The following is a 20,834-nucleotide window of genomic DNA, read 5'->3' as shown; positions in this document are numbered from 1 at the left end:
TTGTGGTCTTGTTCTTTTTATTGTGATAAAATAAAAGAAAACAGATAGTGGAAAGGAGTTGTCTTTATGGAAATAAGATTAGAAGATTTGTATTCACCTAAAAACTCGAAATCCAAGATCAAGATTATGAGAGGACATTTTTCAAGTACCCATGCTCACGTAAACACGTATATTGACATTTCCACGGTGACAAATCGCAGTAAAAATGCAAAAGAAACGGCAGACTTGTTGGCAGAATCCTATCGATACAGTACAAAGGTTGACACTATTGTATGCTTGGATGGAACGAGAGTGATTGGAGCCTTTCTGGCTGAGAATTTGTCAAAGGAAGGAATGAGTTCCATTAATGGGGGAGAGAATATTGCTGTTGTTACGCCGGAAACGGTTGCCAGAGGTCAGCAGGTGTTTCGGGATAACACAAAGAGAATGATTGCAGAAAAAGATGTTTTGATTTTATCTGGTACGGTCATCACAGGAGAAACAATGCTTCGCACGATTAATACGGTTCTTTATTATGGCGGAAGGGTATCGGGATTGGCGGCTGTATTTAGCGGTATTTCAAAAGTTGCAGGTATGGATATGGTTTCAGTGTTTGCTTTGAAGGATGTACCGGATTACCAGGCCTATAGTATGCATGACTGCCCCATGTGTAAAGCGGGAAGAAAGCTGGACGGAATTGTAAATAGTTATGGATACTCATTGTTATAAGTTTTTGTGCACAAAAAAAGCTATCGATGATGGATGCAGCCGTTATCCATCGAAGATAGCTTTTGGTTTTTATAATTAGTTTATAGCCGCTACGGCTTTAGATAAACGAGAAATCTTTCTGGAACATGTGTTTTTGTGATAAACACCTTTGCTCTTAGCTTTTGAAATCTCAACGATTGCATTCTTTAAAGCGGCACTTGCTGCTTCTTTATTATTTTCAATAACAGCAACGTCAACTTTTTTCACTGCTGTTTTAACCTTTGACTTGATTGCTTTGTTTCTTGCAGCCTTTGTCTGGTTTACTAAAATTCTTTTCTTCGCTGATTTGATATTAGCCAATTCCTACACCTCCACATTATTATTAAAATGTTTACCGAATCAGACACGGGCGCTCCGTTAAACATACTAACTAATTGTATATTGTATAGAGGACAATGTCAATATCTATCTTCAATTTTCTTTGAATTTGTGATAGAATACTAGCAGTATGATTTCAAAAAGGAAGGAACGATAATATATGGCGAAAGCAAGCAATTATGGTGCTGAGAGTATTTCTGTCTTAGAAGGACTGGAAGCGGTGCGAAAAAGACCGGGGATGTATATTGGAAGTGTCTCTACAAAAGGACTGAACCACTTAATCTATGAGATTGTGGATAATGCAGTAGACGAGCATCTTGCAGGATTTTGTAGTGAAATACATGTCACCCTTGAAAAAGATGGATCGGCAACCATTTCCGACAACGGAAGAGGGGTACCCGTAGGAATGCATGCAAAAGGGGTTTCGGCGGAAAGAATCGTATATACCATCCTCCATGCAGGAGGAAAATTTGATGATAATGCATATAAAACCAGTGGTGGGCTTCATGGCGTAGGTTCCTCTGTAGTAAATGCCTTGTCAACATATATGGATGTACAGGTAAAAAGAGATGGATACATTCACCATGACCGATATGAAAGAGGAAATCCGGTTATTCAGTTGGAGAATGGGTTACTTCCAACAATTGGAAAAACAAAGGAAACTGGCACCAGAGTAAATTTTCTGCCAGATGATACCATATTCGAAAAAACAAAATTCAAAGGGGAAGAAGTAAAAAGCAGGCTCCATGAAACAGCTTACCTAAACCCTACCCTTACCATTATCTATCAGGATTTGCGTGGAGAGGAGAAGGAAGAGATAACTTTTCATGAACCAGATGGAATATTAGGATTTATAAAGGATTTGAATTCGAAAAAAGAAACGATTCATGATCCAGTTTATTATAAAGGAAATGCAGAAGGAATAGAAGTGGAGGTTGCTTTCCAATACGTGAATGAGTTTCATGAAAATGTTTTGGGATTTTGCAATAACATTTACAATGCAGAGGGGGGAACCCATCTGACTGGATTTAAGACTACTTTCACAACGGTAATGAATCAATACGCCAGAGAAATAGGAGTTTTGAAAGATAAAGACCCAAACTTTACAGGAGCAGATATTCGAAATGGTATGACAGCCATCATATCCATTAAGCATCCGGATCCCAGATTTGAAGGACAAACGAAGACGAAGCTGGATAATCCTGATGCAGCCAAAGCAACCAGTAAAGTTACCAATGATGAAATTACAAGATATTTTGACCGGAATCTGGAGACACTGAAAAAGGTGCTTTCATGTGCAGAAAAGGCAGCAAAAATACGTAAAACGGAAGAAAAGGCGAAAACAAATCTTTTGACCAAACAAAGATTCTCCTTTGACAGCAATGGAAAACTTGCGAACTGTGAAAGCAGAGATCCGAAAAAATGTGAAATTTTCATTGTGGAAGGGGATTCGGCAGGAGGCTCTGCAAAAACAGCAAGAAACCGAAATTATCAGGCGATTTTACCTATCCGCGGTAAGATTTTAAATGTGGAAAAAGCCAGTATTGATAAGGTGCTTGCCAATGCAGAAATCAAGTCTATGATAAATGCTTTTGGATGTGGTTTTTCGGAAGGGTATGGGAATGACTTTGACATATCAAAACTTCGCTATGACAAAATCGTGATTATGGCGGATGCAGATGTAGATGGTGCTCATATATCAACCTTGCTTTTAACGCTGTTTTATCGGTTTATGCCAGAGTTGATTTTTGAAGGCCATGTATATGTAGCGATGCCTCCGCTTTATAAGGTTATGCCAAGCAAAGGTGAGGAAGAGTATCTTTATGATGATAAGGCTCTGGAGAAATACCGGAAAACACATACAGGCAGTTTTACTTTGCAAAGATATAAAGGGTTGGGAGAAATGGATGCAAACCAACTATGGGATACAACATTAAATCCAGATACCAGAAAGCTGAAACTGGTGGAAATAGAAGATGCAAGAATGGCATCTGGGGTAACGGAGATGTTGATGGGAAGTGAAGTTCCGCCCAGGAGAAGTTTTATCTACGAAAATGCGAAAGAAGCAGAATTAGATGTTTAAGGGAGTAAGATAAATGGATGAATCAAACATCATTCGAACGGAATATTCGGATGTTATGAAAAAATCATATATTGACTATGCAATGAGTGTTATTGTGGCAAGAGCTCTGCCGGATGTAAGAGATGGCTTAAAGCCGGTACAAAGAAGAACCCTTTATGATATGTATGAGCTTGGAATTAAATATGACAAGCCTTATCGAAAATGTGCTCGTATCGTTGGAGATACAATGGGTAAATACCATCCTCATGGAGATAGTTCGATTTACGAATCTTTAGTGGTTATGGCTCAGGATTTTAAAAAACGTATTCCTTTAGTTGACGGACATGGGAATTTTGGCTCAATCGAAGGAGATGGAGCGGCAGCTATGCGTTACACAGAAGCGCGGCTGGAAAAGATAACCCAGGAAGGTTTTTTAAAGGATTTAGATAAGGACATTGTGGACTTTATTCCCAACTTCGATGAAACAGAACGAGAACCGGAAGTTTTGCCAACAAAATTCCCGAATCTGTTGGTTAATGGTGCAGAAGGGATTGCAGTAGGTATGGCAACCAGTATTCCGCCTCATAACCTGGGAGAAGTTATAGACGGTGTTGTTGCTTATATGAAAAATGAGGAAATCAGCACCAGAGGACTTATGAAATATGTCAAAGGTCCCGATTTTCCAACAGGCGGAGTGGTTGTCAATAAAGATGAGCTTTTACAAATATATGAAACGGGACAGGGGAAGATAAAAGTCCGCGGGAAGGTTGAGATTGAAGAGGCAAAAGGTGGAAAGAAAAAGCTTGTGATTTCTGAGATTCCCTATACGATGATTGGAGCAGGAATCGGAAAGTTTTTAAATGATGTCTCCAATTTAATTGAAAAAAAGCAAACCAATGATATTGTAGATATTTCAAATCAATCTTCTAAAGAAGGAATCCGAATTGTTTTTGAGTTGAAAAAAGGTGCGGATGCAGAAAACCTAAAGAATTTGCTCTATAAAAAGACAAGATTAGAAGATACTTTTGGGGTAAATATGCTGGCGGTGGTAGATAAGAGGCCAGAAATTCTTGGTATTAAAAAGATTATTGAACATCATGTGGACTTTCAGTTTGATGTGGCCACGAGAAAATATAATACCTTGTTAAAAAAAGAGCAGGACAGGAAAGAGATTCAGGAAGGTCTGATCAAAGCAACCGATGTAATTGATTTGATTATTGAAATTTTACGGGGAAGTAAATCTGTAAAAGATGCAAAGGCATGTTTGGTATCCGGGATTACAGAGAATATTACTTTTAAATCAAGTATATCAAAGAAAATGGCAGCACTCTTACAGTTTACGGAAAGACAGGCTCAGGCAATCCTGGAGATGCGTTTGTACAAATTGATTGGACTGGAAATTGAAGCTCTTCAAAAAGAACATGAGGAAACTTTAAAGAATATACGTCATTATGAAGATGTCTTAAATAATTACGACTCAATGTCTGGGGTCATCATGGAAGAGCTGCTAGAGTTGAAGAAAGAATTTTCGACAAGACGGAGAACTGTGGTGGAAAATGCGGAAGAGGCAGTGTTTGAAGAGGCGAAAATTGAAGAGCAGGAAGTCATCTTTTTGATGGATAAATTTGGTTATGCAAAGGTGATTGATGTTTCGACTTACGAACGGAACAAAGACACGGCAGACAAAGAGAATAAATACATTTCTTACTGTATGAATACCGGGAAAATCTGTGTTTTTACAAATGAAGGCAGGATGCATCAAATCAAAGTCCTGGATCTTCCTTTTGGAAAATTTAGAGACAAAGGAATTCCCATAGATAATGTGAGTAACTACGATAGTGCCAGTGAGCGTATTGTTTACTTGTGTGATGAACGGCAATTGCTTTTAGGTAAGTTTTTGTTTGTTACGAAAGCAGGTATGGTAAAACAAGTAGAAGGAAGCGAGTTTATAGCAGGAAAACGAACGATTACAGCTACAAAACTGCAAAGTGGTGATGAATTAATATTTACCAAGGTGGTAACACAAAATTTAAATCTGGTACTTCAAACGAAGAATGGATACTTTTTACGGTTTTTAGTAGCACAGGTTTCAGAAAAGAAAAAAGGTGCTGTTGGAATCAGAGGAATCCGTCTGCAGGACAAAGATGAGGTGACGAAGGCTTACCTTTTTGAAGAAGGAATTGATACAAAAGGAAGGTATAAAGGAAAAGTCGTAAGTTTAAACCGTCTCAAACTATCAAATCGTGATACCATTGGGGTAAAACAACGGCAATAACCCTTGCTTTTTAAAGGGGAAAGTGTTATAGTATTTACAGTTACATAGGAACCCGCAAGAAGAGTGAACGAGAAGTTCACTCTTCTTTTGTGGGAAAGTACTATTAAAGGTTATATACGAAAGAAAGGAAGAACATGTCAAAAAGAGAAGTAATTGAATCAAAGACGGAAGCAATACTACTTCCTATTGTAGAAGGACACCAATTTGAACTGGTGGATGTGGAATATGTAAAAGAAGGTGGAACCTTTTATCTAAGAGCCTATATTGATAAAGAAGGCGGTATTACAGTTGAAGACTGTGAGTTGGTAAGCAGAGCCTTTTCGGAAATTTTAGATCAAGAGGATTATGTTGAAGATGCCTATATATTAGAGGTGAGTTCTCCAGGGCTTGGCCGTCCTTTAAAAAAGGAGAAAGATTATAAGAGAAGTATTGGAAAAGAAATTGAAATCCATACCTATAAAATGATTGATAAGCAGAAAGAGTTTTTTGGGATTTTAGAGTCTTATGATGATACAAGTGTAACCATAATAATGGATGATAATAAAAAAGAAGTATTTCAAAAGAGTGAAATTGCCCTGATCCGGTTGGCATTTCATTTTTAAAACGAAGGAGGAAGTAAACAGATGAATACTGAGTTATTAGAAGCGTTAACGATTTTGGAGAAAGAAAAAGATATCAGCAAAGAAACATTATTAGATGCGATAGAAAACTCCTTGATTAATGCCTGCAAAAATCATTTTGGAAAAGCAGATAATATTAAAGTTGTGATGAACAGAGATACCTATAATTATAAGGTTTTTGCAGAAAAAAAAGTTGTAGAAAAAGTGGAAGACGATTTAGAAGAAATTTCGATTGTAGATGCGGCTAAAATTGATGGGAAATTAGGTATTGGTGATATTGCCCAAATCCCTATTGAATCAAAATCCTTTGGACGTATTGCGACACAGAATGCAAAAAACCTGATTCTGCAAAAAATCCGGGAAGAAGAACGAAAAGTAGTTTACGACCAATACTTTGAAAAAGAAAAAGACATTGTAACAGGTATTGTACAAAGACAAGTTGGGAAAAATTACAGCATTGACTTAGGAAAAGCAGATGCACTGTTAACAGAAACAGAGCAGGTTAAGAGTGAGATATTTAAGCCGACAGAAAGAATAAAGCTTTATGTCGTAGAAGTGAAAAACACAACAAAAGGGCCGAAAATCTTAGTATCAAGAACACATCCAGAACTTGTTAAGAGATTATTTGAATCAGAAGTGACGGAAGTAAAAGATGGAACGGTTGAAATTAAGAGTATTGCCAGAGAAGCTGGAAGCAGAACGAAAATCGCAGTTTGGTCCAATGACCCGGATGTGGATCCTGTAGGAGCCTGTGTGGGAATGAATGGTGCCAGAGTCAATGCGATTGTAGAAGAACTTCGGGGAGAAAAAATCGATATTATTAATTGGAGTGACAATCCTGCGATTTTAATTGAAAATGCATTGAGTCCTGCAAAGGTTATTTCGGTAATGGCGGATCCGGATGAAAAAACGGCAAGTATTATTGTGCCTGATTACCAGTTGTCACTTGCGATTGGTAAAGAGGGTCAAAACGCAAGATTGGCTGCGAGATTAACTGGATTTAAGATTGATATTAAGAATGAAACACAGGCAATTGCTTCAGGTGAGCTTCCAGAAAATTACATGGAACTTGGTGAAGGTGTTTACGAAGAAGAAATGTATGAAGAGGGAGAAGACGTAGCATTTGAAGGTTTTGAAGAGGTATAAAAAGCAATGGCAGTAAAAAAGAAAATTCCCTTGCGGAAATGTGTAGGATGCGGGGAAATGAAAAGTAAAAAAGAAATGATCCGTGTCGTAAAAAATGATCAGGGTGAATTTTTCTTAGATAGTACCGGAAAGAAGAATGGCAGGGGTGCATACATTTGCCCTCAAAAGTCTTGTCTGGAAATGGCCATGAAAAACAAGGGGCTGGAACGCTCGTTTAAACAAAGTATTCCGGTAGAAATATATGAAGTATTAGAAAAGGAGTTGGAAGATATTGAAATCTGATCAGGTTTTATCCTTAATCGGATTGGCAACGAAAGCGGGAAGAGTTGCAAGCGGAGAGTTTTCGACGGAAAAAGAAGTGAAATCCGGAAGAGGAAAGCTTGTGATTGTCGCAATGGATGCTTCGGAAAATACAAAGAAGAAATTTTCCAATATGTGTGAATTTTATAAAGTTCCAATTTTCTTTTTAGCAGATAAAGTAAGCCTGGGACATTGCATGGGAAAAGAATTTCGCGCTTCCTTGGTAGTTTTAGATGAAGGATTTGCAAAAAGTATACAAAAGAAATTGGACGCTAACAATTAAATAAGGAGAATCGTATATGTCAAAAAAGAAAATTTATGAAATCGCTAAGGAACTAGATGTTCAGAGCAAAGAGGTTCTAGAGTACTTAGAAAAGAAAAATATAGAAGTCAAAAGTCATATGAGCAGTGTAGAAGAAGATGTGGAGAAAATGGTTCGCTCAAACTTCTCAAAAGAGAAGAAAACAGCAGAATCTGTTGAAGCTACAGACTCAGCAGAGCCAGCAAAGAAGAAGAACATTGTACATGTGTTCCGCCCACAAAATACCCAGAGTGGTGGAAGCAGAAGCAATAACCAAAGAACGGGACAAGGACAACAACAGCGTCCGCAAGGCCAAGGGAATCAGAGACAGAGACCCCAGGGTCAGAACTCCAATTACCAGGGAAACAGACCACAAGGCCAAAACTCCAATTACCAGGGAAACAGACCACAAGGCCAGAACTCCAATTACCAGGGAAACAGACCCCAGGGTCAGAACTCCAATTACCAGGGAAACAGACCCCAAGGTCAGAACTCCAATTACCAGGGAAACAGACCACAAGGCCAGAACTCCAATTATCAGGGAAACAGACCACAAGGCGGTGGACAAAGACCCCAAAACTCCAATTATCAGGGAAACAGACCACAAGGCGGTGGACAAAGACCCCAGAATTCCAATTATCAGGGAAACAGACCCCAAGGCGGCGGACAAAGACCGTATAATCAGGGGAACCAAGGCGGGGATAATAGAGGGAAATTCCAAAAGCCAAATGAAGGTACACCTGTAACAAGCACGGAGACTAAGAAGCCACAAAGAAATAAGGTAAAGAGTAAAGAGGATTACAAGAAGAAGGAAATGGAACGTCAAAATCAGGCTGGAAAAGGGAAAAAGGGTAAGGTTGAAAATGCTCCACAGCTTCAAAAGCCAAAGGCAAAAGAGCAAAAACCGGAAGAGACAATTAAGTCTATTACAATCCCAGAAGTTCTTACCATTAAAGAGCTTGCAGATAAAATGAAAATAGTACCTTCTGTTATTGTTAAAAAACTATTCCTGCAGGGTAAGGTTGTTACAGTAAATCAAGAAATAAGCTTTGAGACAGCAGAAGAAATTGCACTTGAATTCGAAGTTCTTTGCGAAAAAGAAGAAGTGATTGATGTAATTGAAGAACTGTTAAAAGAAGAAGACGAAGATGAGACAAAATTAGTAAAACGACCTCCTGTTGTATGTGTTATGGGACATGTTGACCATGGTAAAACTTCTCTTTTAGATGCCATTCGACACACCAATGTAATTGATCGTGAAGCAGGCGGTATTACACAGCATATCGGTGCTTACGTAGTGAAAGTAAATGGTGAGAAAATCACATTCCTGGATACACCTGGACATGAAGCTTTTACAGCTATGCGTATGCGTGGAGCTTCTTCTACAGATATTGCTATTTTGGTGGTTGCAGCAGATGATGGTGTAATGCCACAGACTGTTGAAGCGATTAATCATGCAAAGGCGGCTGAAATTGAAATCGTAGTTGCGGTCAATAAGATTGATAAGCCAGGGGCAAATATAGACAGAGTAAAACAAGAACTGGCCGAATATGAATTGATTCCAGAAGATTGGGGTGGCAGTACGATTTTCGTACCAGTATCTGCAAAATCAGGAGAAGGAATTGAAGAGCTGATGGAAATGCTGTTATTAACTTCCGAGGTGCTGGAGTTAAAGGCGAATCCAGATCGAAATGCCAGAGGTCTTGTTATAGAAGCTGAGCTTGATAAAGGAAAAGGCTCTGTTGCTACTGTTTTGGTTCAAAAAGGAACCTTGCATGTAGGAGATAACATTGCTGCAGGATCCGCTTATGGTAAGGTAAGAGCCATGATGGATGACCGTGGAAGAAGAGTAAAAGAAGCAGGTCCTTCTGTACCAGTAGAAATCCTGGGATTAAACGATGTACCAAATGCTGGAGAAGTTTTTGTAAGTACAGACAATGATAAGGAAGCAAGACATTTTGCAGAGACTTTCATATCACAAGGAAAAGAAAGATTGTTAGATGATACAAAGACAAAGGTATCTCTGGATGACTTGTTTGAACAGATAAAAGAAGGAAACTTAAAAGAGCTTGGAATCGTAGTAAAGGCAGATGTACAAGGATCAGTAGAGGCTATTAAACAAAGTCTGTTGAAGCTTTCAAACGATGAAGTTGTTGTTAAAATTATTCATGGCGGTGTTGGTGCGATTAACGAGTCCGATGTTATTTTAGCATCTGCTTCTAATGCAATTATTATTGGATTTAATGTGCGTCCAGATGCGTCTGCAAAGGAAACAGCAGATCGAGAAGGCGTAGATGTACGTTTGTATCGGGTAATCTATAATGCGATTGAAGATGTGGAAGCTGCTATGAAGGGAATGCTTGATCCAGTATTTGAGGAGAAAGTGTTAGGACATGCAGAAGTACGTCAAACCTTTAAAGCATCTGGCATTGGAACCATAGCAGGAAGTTACGTACAGGACGGTACATTTGAACGTGGCTGCCAGGTTCGTATTACGAGAGATGGCGTAGTTGTATTTGAAGGAAATTTGGCGTCATTAAAGCGTTTCAAAGATGATGTAAAAGAAGTAAGAGCAGGATATGAATGTGGTCTTGTATTTGAGAATTACAATGACATTAAAGAAGGAGATCTGGTTGAATCCTTTAAGATGGTTGAAATTCCGAGATAAGGAGCAAAAAAAACATGAGAAAGCGAAGCATAAAGAATACAAGAGTAAATGCGGAAGTACAGCACGAACTGACGAATATTATACAAAGAGGTATTAAAGACCCGAGAGTGTCTCAGTGGACTTCGGTGGTAGCGGCAGTAGTTGCACCAGATTTAAAGACAGCGAAAGCCTACGTGAGTGTATTAGGAGATGCAAAGGTGAAAGAAGATACAATCATTGGTTTAAAGAGTGCAGAAGGTTACATTCGAAGAGAGTTAGCTAAAAGCTTAAATATGAGAAATACACCGGAAATCACTTTTATTTTAGACGAGTCCATTGAATATGGAGTGGAAATGTCAAAGAAAATCGATGAGGTAAACAAAGACCTGCATTATGAGGATGAAAACGATGCTTAAAAAGGTAATGGAAGGTGTACATACCGTAGCGGTTAGTGGACATCTCAGACCAGATGGGGATTGCGTTGGATCGACTACGGCGATGTACTTATATTTGAAAAAATGTTACAAAAATGTTCAAGTTGATTTATATTTGGATGAAGTGCCGGATGTCTTTCGAGAAATAAAAGGTGTGGGTGACATTCTTCACAAGAAGAAAGATGTTGCCTACGACCTGTTTATTGCCCTGGATTGTGGTGACAAAGAACGGTTAGGGTTTGCAGAGGAAATATTTGACCGGGCAAGGAAGACTTTTTCTATTGACCATCATGTGAGCAATCGAAATTATGGAGATGAAAACTACGTACTGCCAGATGCAAGTTCTACTTGCGAGCTTTGTTATAATCTTTTTGACAAAGAAGAAATAGACAGGGATATAGCAAGGTCTATTTATCTCGGCCTTGTACATGATACAGGGGTGTTCCAGTATTCAAATGTGTCAAGATCCACATTTGAAGCAGCTGCATTCCTTATTACAAAGGATATTGACGCCCCTGCATTGATTGATGAGACGTATTATAAAAAGACATACAGCCAGAACCAAATTATGGCCAGAACACTATTGGAAAGCTTTCTTTTGCTGGATGGAAAAGTTATTGTGGGAAGCGTTTCAAAAGAAGTGCTGAAGTTTTACAATGTTACGACCAAGGATTTGGATGGAATTGTAAATCAGTTAAGAAATACCAAAGGCGTTGAGGTGGCACTTTTTATGTACGAGCTTGAAGATGGTATATATAAAGCGAGTCTTCGCTCGAATAAAGAGGTGGATGTGAATGCAATTGCTGGTTTGTACGGTGGTGGTGGACATATTCGTGCAGCTGGATTTAGCATGCCGGGAACTGCTCATGACATTGCAAATAATGTGGCGCGAGAAGTAGAAATGCAATTAAACAGAATAAGGTAAGGATGGATTGAAGAAATGCTGCATGGTATCTTAAATGTGTATAAGGAAAAAGGATATACTTCACACGATGTAGTTGCAATTCTTCGTCGTATGACAGGAGAGAAAAAGATTGGACATACCGGAACACTTGACCCAGATGCAGAGGGTGTGTTACCGGTATGTTTTGGTAAGGCTACAAAGGTGAGCGATTTGCTAACAAACAAAAGAAAAGCTTATCAGGCGACCCTTCTATTAGGAGTGACAACGGACACTCAAGATGTCACGGGAAAGGTAGTAGCCCAGCGCGAAACCACCCACGTAAATGCTGATAAAATCAGAGAGGTAATTGAAAAATATATAGGGGAGTACGAACAAGTACCACCTATGTACTCGGCCTTAAAAGTACAAGGAAAAAAGCTTTACGAGTTGGCGAGAGAAGGAAAAGAAATCGAGCGAAAAAGCAGGAAGGTTCATATATATAATCTTAAGATATTGGAGATTAATGTACCACGGGTTCGCTTTGAGGTGGAATGCTCAAAAGGAACCTACATTCGTACTTTGTGTCAGGATATCGGCGAGGATTTAGAATGTGGCGGTACCATGGAGAAATTGATTCGAACCCAGGTGGGTGAATTTCGAAGTGAGGAGTCGGTCACATTAAAAGAGGTTGAAGACGCAATCCAAAGAAACGAGATAGCGAAAATGATTTGGCCTATTGATAGAGTTTTTGAAGAATATCCAAGGATTCAAATCACTAATGAAAAGATAGAAGAACTTGCATACAACGGAGGCCGGGTTGGGGAAAAGTGGATTGCTCAAGGTGAGAATCTGGAAGAAGGGACAAGGGTTCGACTTTATAATAAAAGAGATGGATTTGTAGGGATATACAAAAAGAAGGCCAAAGAATTTGAACTCGTAAAATTGTTTTATACACCATCTAGGGAAGAACAACGTAGTGCCATTACCATTGGGAAATTTGACGGGCTCCATTTGGGACACCAGATGCTGGTCAATGAGATGGTTAAGCGAGGGAAACAGGAAAACTTAAGAAGTGTTGTATGTGTTATGGATTTTGAACCTCTGTGGAAGGAAAAAGATATAACACCTAAGCTTCTGATGACCAAAGATGAACGAGAAAGGCGATTAAAAGGGAAGGTGGATGAAGTTCTGAACTTACCCTTTGATAAGGAGTTTAGAGAGCTGACACCGGAAGAGTTTGTTCGGGAGATTATCTTTAAAAAGTTAAAAGCGAAGTATGTAGTTGTTGGTGAGGATTTTCATTTTGGATTCCAAAAGGCAGGGAATGTAGAAGTCTTAAAGAGTTTAGAGAATAAATATGGATATAAGACTGTCGTTGTGGTGAAGAAAAAATATAAAAACCATATCATCAGCAGCACTTATATAAAAGAGCTTATCACAGAAGGAAGAGTCTCTACTGCGAATAAATTATTGGGCTATTCCTATGGCTTTTCGGGTGAAGTTATGCGTGGTAACCGTATTGGAAGAACGCTGGGATTTCCGACGATTAATGTTTACCCTCATAAGTATAAGCTTTTACCGCCCTTTGGCGTTTATTTTAACAAGGTGAAGCTTGATGGGAAGTGGTATCCGGGAATTGGAAATCTAGGAGTAAAGCCTACGGTAATGGCAGACTCAGATGTATTGATTGAAAGTTTTTTGTTCTCTTATGAAGGGAATGCCTATGGGAAGCAAGTTGAAATTGAGCTGAAAAAGTTTCAAAGAGAAGAAATAAAATTTGAAAGCCTGGAGAAAATGAAGGAACGTGTTGATTTTGACATTCGAGAGGGAAAAGAATACTTTACGAATCGATAAACACGTGCTATACTGTATCAGTAATTCAGCCGGTATTCGGTAGTTGGAGACTCCGACCGCTGCTTAATATCAGGCGATTTCATAAAAAAAGAGGAGGTAATTGTAATGATTACAAAAGAGATGAAAGAAGACATTATTAAAACCTATGGAAAGACAGAAGGTGACACAGGTTCTCCGGAAGTACAGATTGCGATTCTTACTGCAAGAATTAATGATTTAACAGATCATTTCAAAACCAATCCAAAAGATCATCATTCAAGAAGAGGACTTCTTAAGATGGTTGGTCAAAGAAGAGGACTTTTAGCTTACTTAAAGAAGAAAGATATTACAAGATATCGTACTTTGATTGAACAATTAGGCTTAAGAAAATAATGGTCAGAAAAAGGAGTTGTTGAAAATATAATTCCTGAAGAAGGGGTCAACACCGCTCAATTGAGTGATGTTGACCCCTTTTAAATATGTTGGAAATTCAAAATTAAATTTTTCGAAGGAAGGGTACTTTTTTTAAGACGGGAGCCAATACAGAGGCTAAAAAGAGACCCATTGCTCCCTGCATAATGTTGGGGATAATACTGGAAAGGGCAGCACCTGTACCAAATAAGAATATTTCAAATAGGAAATAGCCAAATACGACCAAAAAAGTATTTATCAATCCTGCAATCAGTAGTGAAGGAATTGTTTTAAGATGAGTTTGATATTTACTGCAAATAAGTCCGATGAAATAAGCGGATAAGCCTTTTATTAAAAATGTGGCAGGAACAAAGACGAAGTATCCTCCCAGCAAGTCTGAAAGCATTGATCCAATACCGGCAGCTAATCCGCCGTAGATGGGCCCAAGAAATATTCCGCATAAGATCACAATGGCATCTCCGGGATGGACGTATCCGCCTGTGCCAGGGGTGGGAATGCGAATGACAGATGTTGCCACGAAAACAAGTGCAGCAAATACAGCAGAATAAGAAATTTTCTTTAGTTTTGTGTTCATAATAATCTAGTCTCCTTTTAGTGATATTGTTTTAAATCTCAGTATACACCTATCAGAGAGAAAGAGGAAGGGGAAAATAGGATTTACTTTGAAGGGTGCATATGCTATAATGTGAAAGATTATGAGCATGTTCAAAAAAGTTGCCGAGACCACTGAAAAGTACATTTGGATCAAAGTGGGTTTTTCAGTAGTTTCGGATGAGGAAATTGAATATGCATAAAAAGAAGGAGAAAATTTATGTTTAAAAAATTTGAAATGGAACTTGCAGGAAGAACTCTGCGAGTGGATGTTGACCGTGTGGGAAAACAGGCAAACGGTGCGGTTTTAATGCATTACGGAGATACGACAGTGCTTTCAACAGCAACAGCTTCAGAAAAGCCAAGAGAAGGAATTGATTTCTTTCCGTTAAGTGTTGAATACAATGAGAGACTATACTCAGTTGGAAAAATACCGGGAGGATTTAATAAGAGAGAAGGGAAGGCATCTGAAAACGCAGTCTTGACTTGCCGTGTTATTGACCGCCCTATGCGTCCTTTGTTTCCAAAAGACTATCGTAATGATGTGACTCTTGAAAACCTTGTTATGTCTGTTGATCAGGACTGTTCTCCAGAGTTAACTGCAATGCTTGGAGCAGCGATTGCAACAAGTATTTCGGATATTCCTTTTGATGGTCCTACATCAACCACACAAGTAGGGCTTGTGAACAATCAGTTTGTGTTCAATCCTACCGCTGCAGAAAAGGAAGCCTCTGATCTTTCCCTTACTGTTGCATCAACAAAAGAAAAGGTAATTATGATTGAAGCAGGAGCGAATGAAGTTCCGGAAGACCAGATGATTGAGGCGATTTATGCGGCTCATGATTTGAATCAAAAAGTAATCGCTTTTATCGAAGAAATTGTTGCAGAGTGCGGCAAAGAAAAGCATACATATGAAAGCTGTTCTATTCCAGAAGAATTATTCGCTGCAATGAAGGAAATTGTGACTCCGGCTGAGATGGAAGAAGCAGTATTTACAGATGAAAAGCAAGTAAGAGAAGATAATATTCGTGGAATTACAGATAAATTGGAAGAAGCTTTTGCAGACAATGAGGAATGGCTGGATGTTTTGTCAGAAGCAATTTACCAATACCAAAAGAAGACGGTTCGAAAAATGATTCGTGAAGATCATAAGAGACCAGATGGAAGAAGAATTGATGAAATCAGACCTCTGGCAGGAGAGATTGATTTGATTCCACGAGTACATGGTTCTGCAATGTTTACAAGAGGTCAGACACAGATTTGTACCATTACGACATTAGCTCCTTTAGCAGAGGCACAACGTCTTGATGGATTGGATCAAGCAGAGACTTCAAAGAGATATATGCACCACTACAACTTCCCATCATACTCAGTAGGTGAAACAAGACCCTCAAGAGGTCCCGGAAGAAGAGAGATTGGACATGGCGCATTGGCAGAGAAGGCTTTGCTTCCAGTACTTCCTTCCGAAGCAGAGTTTCCCTATGCAATTCGTACTGTATCAGAGACCTTTGAATCAAACGGATCTACATCACAAGCAAGTGTTTGTGCATCATCGATGTCTTTAATGGCTGCAGGTGTACCGATTAAATCAGCAGTTGCAGGGATTTCTGCAGGACTTGTAACAGGAGATACGGATGATGATTATCTCGTGTTAACGGATATTCAGGGACTGGAAGATTTCTTTGGAGACATGGACTTTAAAGTAGCTGGTACTCATAAAGGAATCACTGCAATTCAAATGGATATTAAGATTCACGGTTTAACAAGAGCGATTGTGGAAGAAGCAATCCGCACAACGAAAAAAGCGAGAACTTTTATCTTAGATGAAGTAATGAATAAGACAATTGCTGAACCAAGAGAAGAAGTAGGCGAATTTGCACCAAAAATCATTCAAATGCAGATTGATCCACAAAAAATTGGTGAGGTTGTTGGTCAAAGAGGAAAGACAATTAACGAAATCATCGAGCGTACAGGTGCGAAAATTGATATCACAGATGAGGGAATGGTTTACATCAGTGGTATTAAGAAAAGCGACATGGAAGAAGCAAAGAAGATGATTACTCTTATTGTAACAGACTTTGAGGCAGGACAAGTGTTAGAAGGTAAAGTTATCAGCATAAAAGATTTTGGTGCCTTCCTGGAATTTGCCCCAGGCAAAGAAGGAATGGTACATATTTCAAAAATCTCGAAAGAAAGAATCAAACACGTAGAAGATGTGTTAACACTTGGAGAGGTTGTGAAAGTAGTTTGCCTTGGAAAAGATAAGATGGGCAGAATTTCCTTTAGTATCAAAGATGTAGCTACAGAAGAAACACCAGAGTAAAAATAGAAGCAAGAGAACACTCGGTTGGCCACTAAGGCGTTGCAGGCGTCCACCCAAGTGTTCTCTTGCTTTTTATTTACATTAACGCCGATAATGGACAAGATATAAACACACCAAAAGAGACTCCGATGAGCGCCTGCAACGCCTCGAGTGCTCAGCGGAGTCTCTTTTGGTGTTTGTCTATATACTTATCACGCTACTGAAACCGCACAGTGACATAGGCGATCTCGGGATTGGCTCCAACGCGCATGTTGGGTCCAAACACCCCGATTCCAGAAGTCGTAATGTTCGTCATATCTCCTTTTTTCAGAAGTCCATATGCATTTTCCCACATCAATTTGATGGTAAGATTTCCGGGAAACATTTGCCCGTCGTGAGTATGACCAGCAAGGTCTAGGTCTACCCCTGCTTTTGAAAGTTCGGACAGTTGAGCGGGTTCGTGATCCATTAGAATAACGGGTTTTGAGAGATCCATGTCCTTTGTAATCTCAGAAGGAGTTTTCCGCACTGTAATTCCCCGATTGGGACGTTCTTTATCTGGCCGTCCGTAAAGGTAAAAGTCGTTCTCGATTAGAACGCCCTCATCCTTTAATAGAAGAATATTGGACTTTTCTAAAAGTTCATCCATTCGCGGATCGCTCATCTTTTTACCTTCTTGTTTAAAAGTAAATCCGGCAAGAATCTTTTCCTCGATATCATGATTGCCATAACAAGCATAGGAGCCGTATGTGCTTTTGAGCCCCTTTAATGTTTCGATAATTTTTTCGGGGTCTTCAATTGCATCGTATTCATTGTCAAAGATGTCTCCGGCAATTACTACGAGATCAACATCGGCTTCATTTATCTTGCGAACCATTTGTTCCATCATAAAATTTCCGGTGTTATAACCGAGATGGAAATCGGCCACTAAGGCGATTTTGAGGGTTTTAATATGTTCTGTTTTCTTTTCGATGGAAACATCATAGGAAACTTCTCGTATGTGTTTGGCATTCAGTACACCGTATGTGGATATGGCCAGAATGAAAATGACACAAATGGTTCCGGTAGTTACGAACAGCTTTTTTGAAGCCAGCTTTTCCTTGTCTATGGGAATTACATATTTTAGTAGAATGCGAATCAAATCAACAATTAAAATAGTAAGTATAATATAAAGAGCCATTCCAAACCATATGTTTGTGATAACCTTAAGCCATCTTACAGGGAAGAAAAACGAGGTTAAAATGCTAAGAGCAAAGAAACTGTAAATAAGAATAACCAGTGTTTTCATCCAGTTCTTTTTGAAGTGATGTGAACAAGCACCCATCCATTTTAAAAGCCATCTTATTATATATACATTGAAGAGTATATAGATGGGGGCAAGAAAGATCGCGACCATTGAGGCACCTCCAGCTTTTTTTCTTTTGCATTGTAACATAAGTGTGCTATACTGTCTATTGTTGTGTAGATTCAAAGTAGGAGATAAAATAGGTCAGATTATGAACAAAGAAGTGAAAAATGAAATCAAGAAAAGAAGAACTTTTGCAATTATATCCCATCCCGATGCTGGAAAGACAACATTAACAGAGAAATTCCTTCTCTATGGAGGTGTTATCAATCAGGCAGGAAGCGTAAAAGGAAAGGCAACCTCAAAGCATGCTGTATCAGATTGGATGGAAATTGAAAAAGAAAGAGGGATTTCGGTCACCTCTTCAGTATTGCAATTTAATTATGATGATTTTTGTATCAATATATTAGATACTCCAGGGCATCAAGACTTCTCAGAGGATACGTATCGTACGCTGATGGCGGCAGATTCGGCAGTGATGGTAATTGATGCATCAAAGGGAGTGGAAGCACAGACAAGAAAGCTTTTTAAAGTCTGCACCATGAGGAACATTCCGATTTTTACATTTATCAATAAGATGGATCGAGAGGCAATGGATACCTTTGAATTGTTAGATGATATTGAGAATGAGTTGGGAATTGCAACGTGTCCAGTGAATTGGCCGATTGGCTCTGGCAAGGGCTTTAGAGGGGTTTACGATCGAAATGAGAAAGAGGTGGAACTCTTTTTTGACACGAAAAAAGGAACAACCCAAGGGGAAATGAAGAAACTTAAGATTTCGGATCCGGAAATCAATAGCTATATAGGAGAAGATCAGTTACAAAACTTGGAAGATGATATTGAGCTGCAGGATGGTGCAGGTGCGGGATTTGACCAGGAAATGGTAAGCAATGGAAAGCTGTCGCCGGTATTTTTCGGGTCTGCTCTTACGAACTTTGGTGTGGAAACCTTTTTGAAACATTTTCTTAAGATGACTCAAGCGCCACTGCCAAGAATGTCCGATGCCGGTGAGATAGATCCGATGGAGGAAGAGGAATTTTCGGCCTTTGTTTTTAAGATTCAAGCAAATATGAACAAGGCTCATCGAGACAGAATTGCGTTTATGAGAATCTGTTCCGGACAATTTAAGGCTGGAATGGATGCAACCCACATCCAAGGTGGAAAGAAGGTACGTCTTTCTCAACCACAGCAGATGATGGCAAGTGAAAGAAAGATGGTTGAAGAAGCCTACGGTGGCGATATTATCGGTATATTTGATCCAGGGATTTTCGCGATTGGAGACACCTTAACTACGAAGGCTCAAGGATTTGCCTATGAAGGAATCCCGACTTTTGCACCAGAGCATTTTGCAAGGGTTCGCCAAGTGGATACGATGAAAAGAAAGCAATTCGTAAAAGGAATTACTCAAATTGCACAAGAAGGTGGGATTCAGATTTTCCAGGAAGCTAATGGTGGTATGGAAGAAATTATTGTAGGAGTGGTGGGAACGCTCCAGTTTGATGTTCTTCGGTATCGTCTGGAAAATGAATACAAGGTTGAAATTCGATTGGAAAATTTACCCTATTCCTTTATTCGCTGGATTGATAATGAAGAGATTGATCTGGCCAGCCTTTCAGGAACAAGCGATATGAAGAAAGTGACAGACCTAAAAGGACGTCCTTTGGTTTTATTTGTTAATGAATGGAGCATACGGCTGACAACGGAGAGAAATGAAGGGCTAAAATTATCGGAATTCGCCAGATAGTTTTACATATAGAAGGATATTTGGTATAATATTCTCAGCAAATTTATTTGTCAGGAGGAAAAATCATGGAGAAAGATTCAAAGAATACATATACATTACAAACAGAAGATCCTAGTATAGAAGTAAAGGTAGCGGATGAGGTTGTTGCCGTTATTGCAGGAATTGCAGCAATGGAAGTGGAAGGTGTAGCTTCAATGGCTGGTAATGCTACGAAAGACTTGATTCAGAAGCTGGGAAGAAAGTCTTTATCAAAGGGTATTAAGATTGAATTTTTGGAAGACAATGTAATGACCGTTTTTGTTTCAATCAATATTAAATATGGATATAATATTATGGATATTACTAAGGGAGTTCAAGAAAAAGTAAAAACTGCCATTGAAAACATGACCGGTCTTAAGGTAGCAGATGTAAACCTGAGAGTAGCCGGTGTAAGTGTACCGGAGGAAGCATAAAGTGTCGAGAAAAGAGCAAAGAGAGCATATTTTTAGACTGGTGTTTGGATTGGAATTCAATGAAGTGAGTGAGATGCCTGAGCAGATTAAACTGTACTTTGAACAGTTGCCGGCAGTTCCAGAAGAGGATCAGAGTTTTATTCGTGATAAGGCGTGCAATATTGGCGCAAAGCGAGAAGAAATCGATCGACTGTTAAATGAAAAGACTACAGGATGGAAGACGAGTCGTATGAATAAGGTAGATTTAACGATTCTGCGTCTTGCTATTTATGAGATTAATTGGGACGAGGAAGTTCCATGTAAAGTAGCCATTAACGAAGCGATAGAACTGGCAAAGAAGTACAGTGGTGAGGGTGGACCTGCCTTTGTAAACGGAGTTTTGGCTAAATTCGCGTAGGAAGA

Annotated in this window: 19 protein-coding genes; 16 read left to right on the top strand and 3 right to left on the bottom strand. The window is 39.1% G+C overall.

Going from position 1 to position 20,834, the window contains the following annotated elements; genetic code table 11:
* The first annotated feature begins 66 nt into the window (after positions 1 to 66).
* Entirely contained in the window at positions 67 to 708 is a 642-nt protein-coding gene (locus NHH15_RS01985; protein ID WP_262064964.1) for a phosphoribosyltransferase, read from the top strand.
* 75 nt (positions 709 to 783) lie between these two features.
* On the opposite strand, the gene rpsT is transcribed toward NHH15_RS01985, so the two are convergent.
* Positions 784 to 1,047, bottom strand: coding sequence for a 30S ribosomal protein S20 (gene rpsT / locus NHH15_RS01980; RefSeq protein ID WP_262064963.1), 264 nt, complete (start codon positions 1,045 to 1,047; stop codon positions 784 to 786).
* A 178-nt stretch (positions 1,048 to 1,225) separates the two neighbouring features.
* Between rpsT and NHH15_RS01975 the strand changes: the two genes are divergently transcribed.
* The 11 genes from NHH15_RS01975 (at position 1,226) to rpsO (ending at position 13,959) form a co-directional block, all read left to right on the top strand.
* Positions 1,226 to 3,148, top strand: coding sequence for a DNA gyrase/topoisomerase IV subunit B (locus NHH15_RS01975; protein WP_262064962.1), 1,923 nt, complete (start codon positions 1,226 to 1,228; stop codon positions 3,146 to 3,148).
* Between the two features lie 13 nt (positions 3,149 to 3,161).
* The gene (locus NHH15_RS01970; RefSeq protein ID WP_262064961.1) at positions 3,162 to 5,402 is read left to right on the top strand and encodes a DNA gyrase/topoisomerase IV subunit A; all 2,241 of its coding nucleotides are present in this window, start codon (positions 3,162 to 3,164) and stop codon (positions 5,400 to 5,402) included.
* Between the two features lie 134 nt (positions 5,403 to 5,536).
* Positions 5,537 to 6,004 carry a ribosome maturation factor RimP gene (rimP, locus tag NHH15_RS01965; protein ID WP_262064960.1) on the top strand — a complete coding sequence of 156 codons (468 nt, stop codon included), beginning with the start codon at positions 5,537 to 5,539 and terminating at the stop codon, positions 6,002 to 6,004.
* Positions 6,005 to 6,025: 21 nt separating this feature from the next.
* Positions 6,026 to 7,168 carry a transcription termination factor NusA gene (gene nusA, locus NHH15_RS01960; RefSeq protein WP_262064959.1) on the top strand — a complete coding sequence of 381 codons (1,143 nt, stop codon included), beginning with the start codon at positions 6,026 to 6,028 and terminating at the stop codon, positions 7,166 to 7,168.
* Positions 7,169 to 7,174: 6 nt separating this feature from the next.
* Positions 7,175 to 7,450, top strand: coding sequence for an RNase P modulator RnpM (gene rnpM, locus NHH15_RS01955; protein WP_262064958.1), 276 nt, complete (start codon positions 7,175 to 7,177; stop codon positions 7,448 to 7,450).
* Positions 7,440 to 7,751, top strand: a complete 312-nt coding sequence (locus NHH15_RS01950) for a L7Ae/L30e/S12e/Gadd45 family ribosomal protein (protein ID WP_262064957.1) — start codon at positions 7,440 to 7,442, stop codon at positions 7,749 to 7,751. The genes rnpM and NHH15_RS01950 overlap by 11 nt, the downstream gene beginning before the upstream one ends.
* Before the next feature lie 16 nt (positions 7,752 to 7,767).
* Positions 7,768 to 10,437 carry a translation initiation factor IF-2 gene (gene infB, locus NHH15_RS01945; protein WP_262064956.1) on the top strand — a complete coding sequence of 890 codons (2,670 nt, stop codon included), beginning with the start codon at positions 7,768 to 7,770 and terminating at the stop codon, positions 10,435 to 10,437.
* A 14-nt stretch (positions 10,438 to 10,451) separates the two neighbouring features.
* Entirely contained in the window at positions 10,452 to 10,832 is a 381-nt protein-coding gene (gene rbfA / locus NHH15_RS01940; protein ID WP_262064955.1) for a 30S ribosome-binding factor RbfA, read from the top strand.
* The gene (locus NHH15_RS01935; protein ID WP_262064954.1) at positions 10,825 to 11,775 is read left to right on the top strand and encodes a DHH family phosphoesterase; all 951 of its coding nucleotides are present in this window, start codon (positions 10,825 to 10,827) and stop codon (positions 11,773 to 11,775) included. The genes rbfA and NHH15_RS01935 overlap by 8 nt, the downstream gene beginning before the upstream one ends.
* A 15-nt stretch (positions 11,776 to 11,790) precedes the next feature.
* Positions 11,791 to 13,587: a tRNA pseudouridine(55) synthase TruB gene (gene truB / locus NHH15_RS01930; protein ID WP_262064953.1), complete on the top strand. Its 1,797-nt coding sequence runs from the start codon at positions 11,791 to 11,793 to the stop codon at positions 13,585 to 13,587.
* Between the two features lie 105 nt (positions 13,588 to 13,692).
* Complete coding sequence (gene rpsO / locus NHH15_RS01925; RefSeq protein WP_262064952.1) at positions 13,693 to 13,959, top strand: 30S ribosomal protein S15; 267 nt, start codon at positions 13,693 to 13,695, stop codon at positions 13,957 to 13,959.
* A 103-nt stretch (positions 13,960 to 14,062) separates the two neighbouring features.
* Here the strand turns inward: rpsO and NHH15_RS01920 are convergent, their stop codons facing one another.
* Positions 14,063 to 14,572: an ECF transporter S component gene (locus NHH15_RS01920; protein ID WP_262064951.1), complete on the bottom strand. Its 510-nt coding sequence runs from the start codon at positions 14,570 to 14,572 to the stop codon at positions 14,063 to 14,065.
* A 237-nt stretch (positions 14,573 to 14,809) separates the two neighbouring features.
* Between NHH15_RS01920 and NHH15_RS01915 the strand changes: the two genes are divergently transcribed.
* Positions 14,810 to 16,912: a polyribonucleotide nucleotidyltransferase gene (locus tag NHH15_RS01915; RefSeq protein ID WP_262064950.1), complete on the top strand. Its 2,103-nt coding sequence runs from the start codon at positions 14,810 to 14,812 to the stop codon at positions 16,910 to 16,912.
* A 196-nt stretch (positions 16,913 to 17,108) separates the two neighbouring features.
* Here the strand turns inward: NHH15_RS01915 and NHH15_RS01910 are convergent, their stop codons facing one another.
* Positions 17,109 to 18,287 carry a metallophosphoesterase gene (locus NHH15_RS01910; RefSeq protein ID WP_262064949.1) on the bottom strand — a complete coding sequence of 393 codons (1,179 nt, stop codon included), beginning with the start codon at positions 18,285 to 18,287 and terminating at the stop codon, positions 17,109 to 17,111.
* Between the two features lie 100 nt (positions 18,288 to 18,387).
* Between NHH15_RS01910 and NHH15_RS01905 the strand changes: the two genes are divergently transcribed.
* From NHH15_RS01905 to nusB, 3 genes are all read left to right on the top strand, one after another.
* Positions 18,388 to 19,980: a peptide chain release factor 3 gene (locus NHH15_RS01905; protein ID WP_262064948.1), complete on the top strand. Its 1,593-nt coding sequence runs from the start codon at positions 18,388 to 18,390 to the stop codon at positions 19,978 to 19,980.
* A 65-nt stretch (positions 19,981 to 20,045) separates the two neighbouring features.
* Complete coding sequence (locus tag NHH15_RS01900) at positions 20,046 to 20,432, top strand: Asp23/Gls24 family envelope stress response protein (protein ID WP_262064947.1); 387 nt, start codon at positions 20,046 to 20,048, stop codon at positions 20,430 to 20,432.
* A gap of 1 nt (position 20,433) precedes the next feature.
* The gene (gene nusB, locus NHH15_RS01895; protein WP_262064946.1) at positions 20,434 to 20,829 is read left to right on the top strand and encodes a transcription antitermination factor NusB; all 396 of its coding nucleotides are present in this window, start codon (positions 20,434 to 20,436) and stop codon (positions 20,827 to 20,829) included.
* The last annotated feature ends 5 nt before the right edge of the window (positions 20,830 to 20,834 follow it).

The sequence above is a fragment of the Aequitasia blattaphilus genome, from assembly GCF_024721305.1.
Classification (GTDB): domain Bacteria; phylum Bacillota; class Clostridia; order Lachnospirales; family Lachnospiraceae; genus Aequitasia; species Aequitasia blattaphila.
Note: the sequence above shows the minus strand (reverse complement) of the source record. Positions and strands in the feature narration are given on the sequence as shown.

Coding starts and splice junctions, on each gene's coding strand:
- NHH15_RS01935 (WP_262064954.1), top strand. CDS start 10,825: ATGCTTAAAAAGGTAATGGAAGGTGTACATACCGTAGCGGTTAGTGGA.
- NHH15_RS01920 (WP_262064951.1), bottom strand. CDS start 14,572: ATGAACACAAAACTAAAGAAAATTTCTTATTCTGCTGTATTTGCTGCA.
- NHH15_RS01985 (WP_262064964.1), top strand. CDS start 67: ATGGAAATAAGATTAGAAGATTTGTATTCACCTAAAAACTCGAAATCC.
- rimP (WP_262064960.1), top strand. CDS start 5,537: ATGTCAAAAAGAGAAGTAATTGAATCAAAGACGGAAGCAATACTACTT.
- NHH15_RS01905 (WP_262064948.1), top strand. CDS start 18,388: ATGAACAAAGAAGTGAAAAATGAAATCAAGAAAAGAAGAACTTTTGCA.
- rnpM (WP_262064958.1), top strand. CDS start 7,175: ATGGCAGTAAAAAAGAAAATTCCCTTGCGGAAATGTGTAGGATGCGGG.
- infB (WP_262064956.1), top strand. CDS start 7,768: ATGTCAAAAAAGAAAATTTATGAAATCGCTAAGGAACTAGATGTTCAG.
- NHH15_RS01975 (WP_262064962.1), top strand. CDS start 1,226: ATGGCGAAAGCAAGCAATTATGGTGCTGAGAGTATTTCTGTCTTAGAA.
- NHH15_RS01900 (WP_262064947.1), top strand. CDS start 20,046: ATGGAGAAAGATTCAAAGAATACATATACATTACAAACAGAAGATCCT.
- truB (WP_262064953.1), top strand. CDS start 11,791: ATGCTGCATGGTATCTTAAATGTGTATAAGGAAAAAGGATATACTTCA.
- NHH15_RS01915 (WP_262064950.1), top strand. CDS start 14,810: ATGTTTAAAAAATTTGAAATGGAACTTGCAGGAAGAACTCTGCGAGTG.
- rpsO (WP_262064952.1), top strand. CDS start 13,693: ATGATTACAAAAGAGATGAAAGAAGACATTATTAAAACCTATGGAAAG.
- NHH15_RS01910 (WP_262064949.1), bottom strand. CDS start 18,287: ATGGTCGCGATCTTTCTTGCCCCCATCTATATACTCTTCAATGTATAT.
- nusA (WP_262064959.1), top strand. CDS start 6,026: ATGAATACTGAGTTATTAGAAGCGTTAACGATTTTGGAGAAAGAAAAA.
- NHH15_RS01970 (WP_262064961.1), top strand. CDS start 3,162: ATGGATGAATCAAACATCATTCGAACGGAATATTCGGATGTTATGAAA.
- rbfA (WP_262064955.1), top strand. CDS start 10,452: ATGAGAAAGCGAAGCATAAAGAATACAAGAGTAAATGCGGAAGTACAG.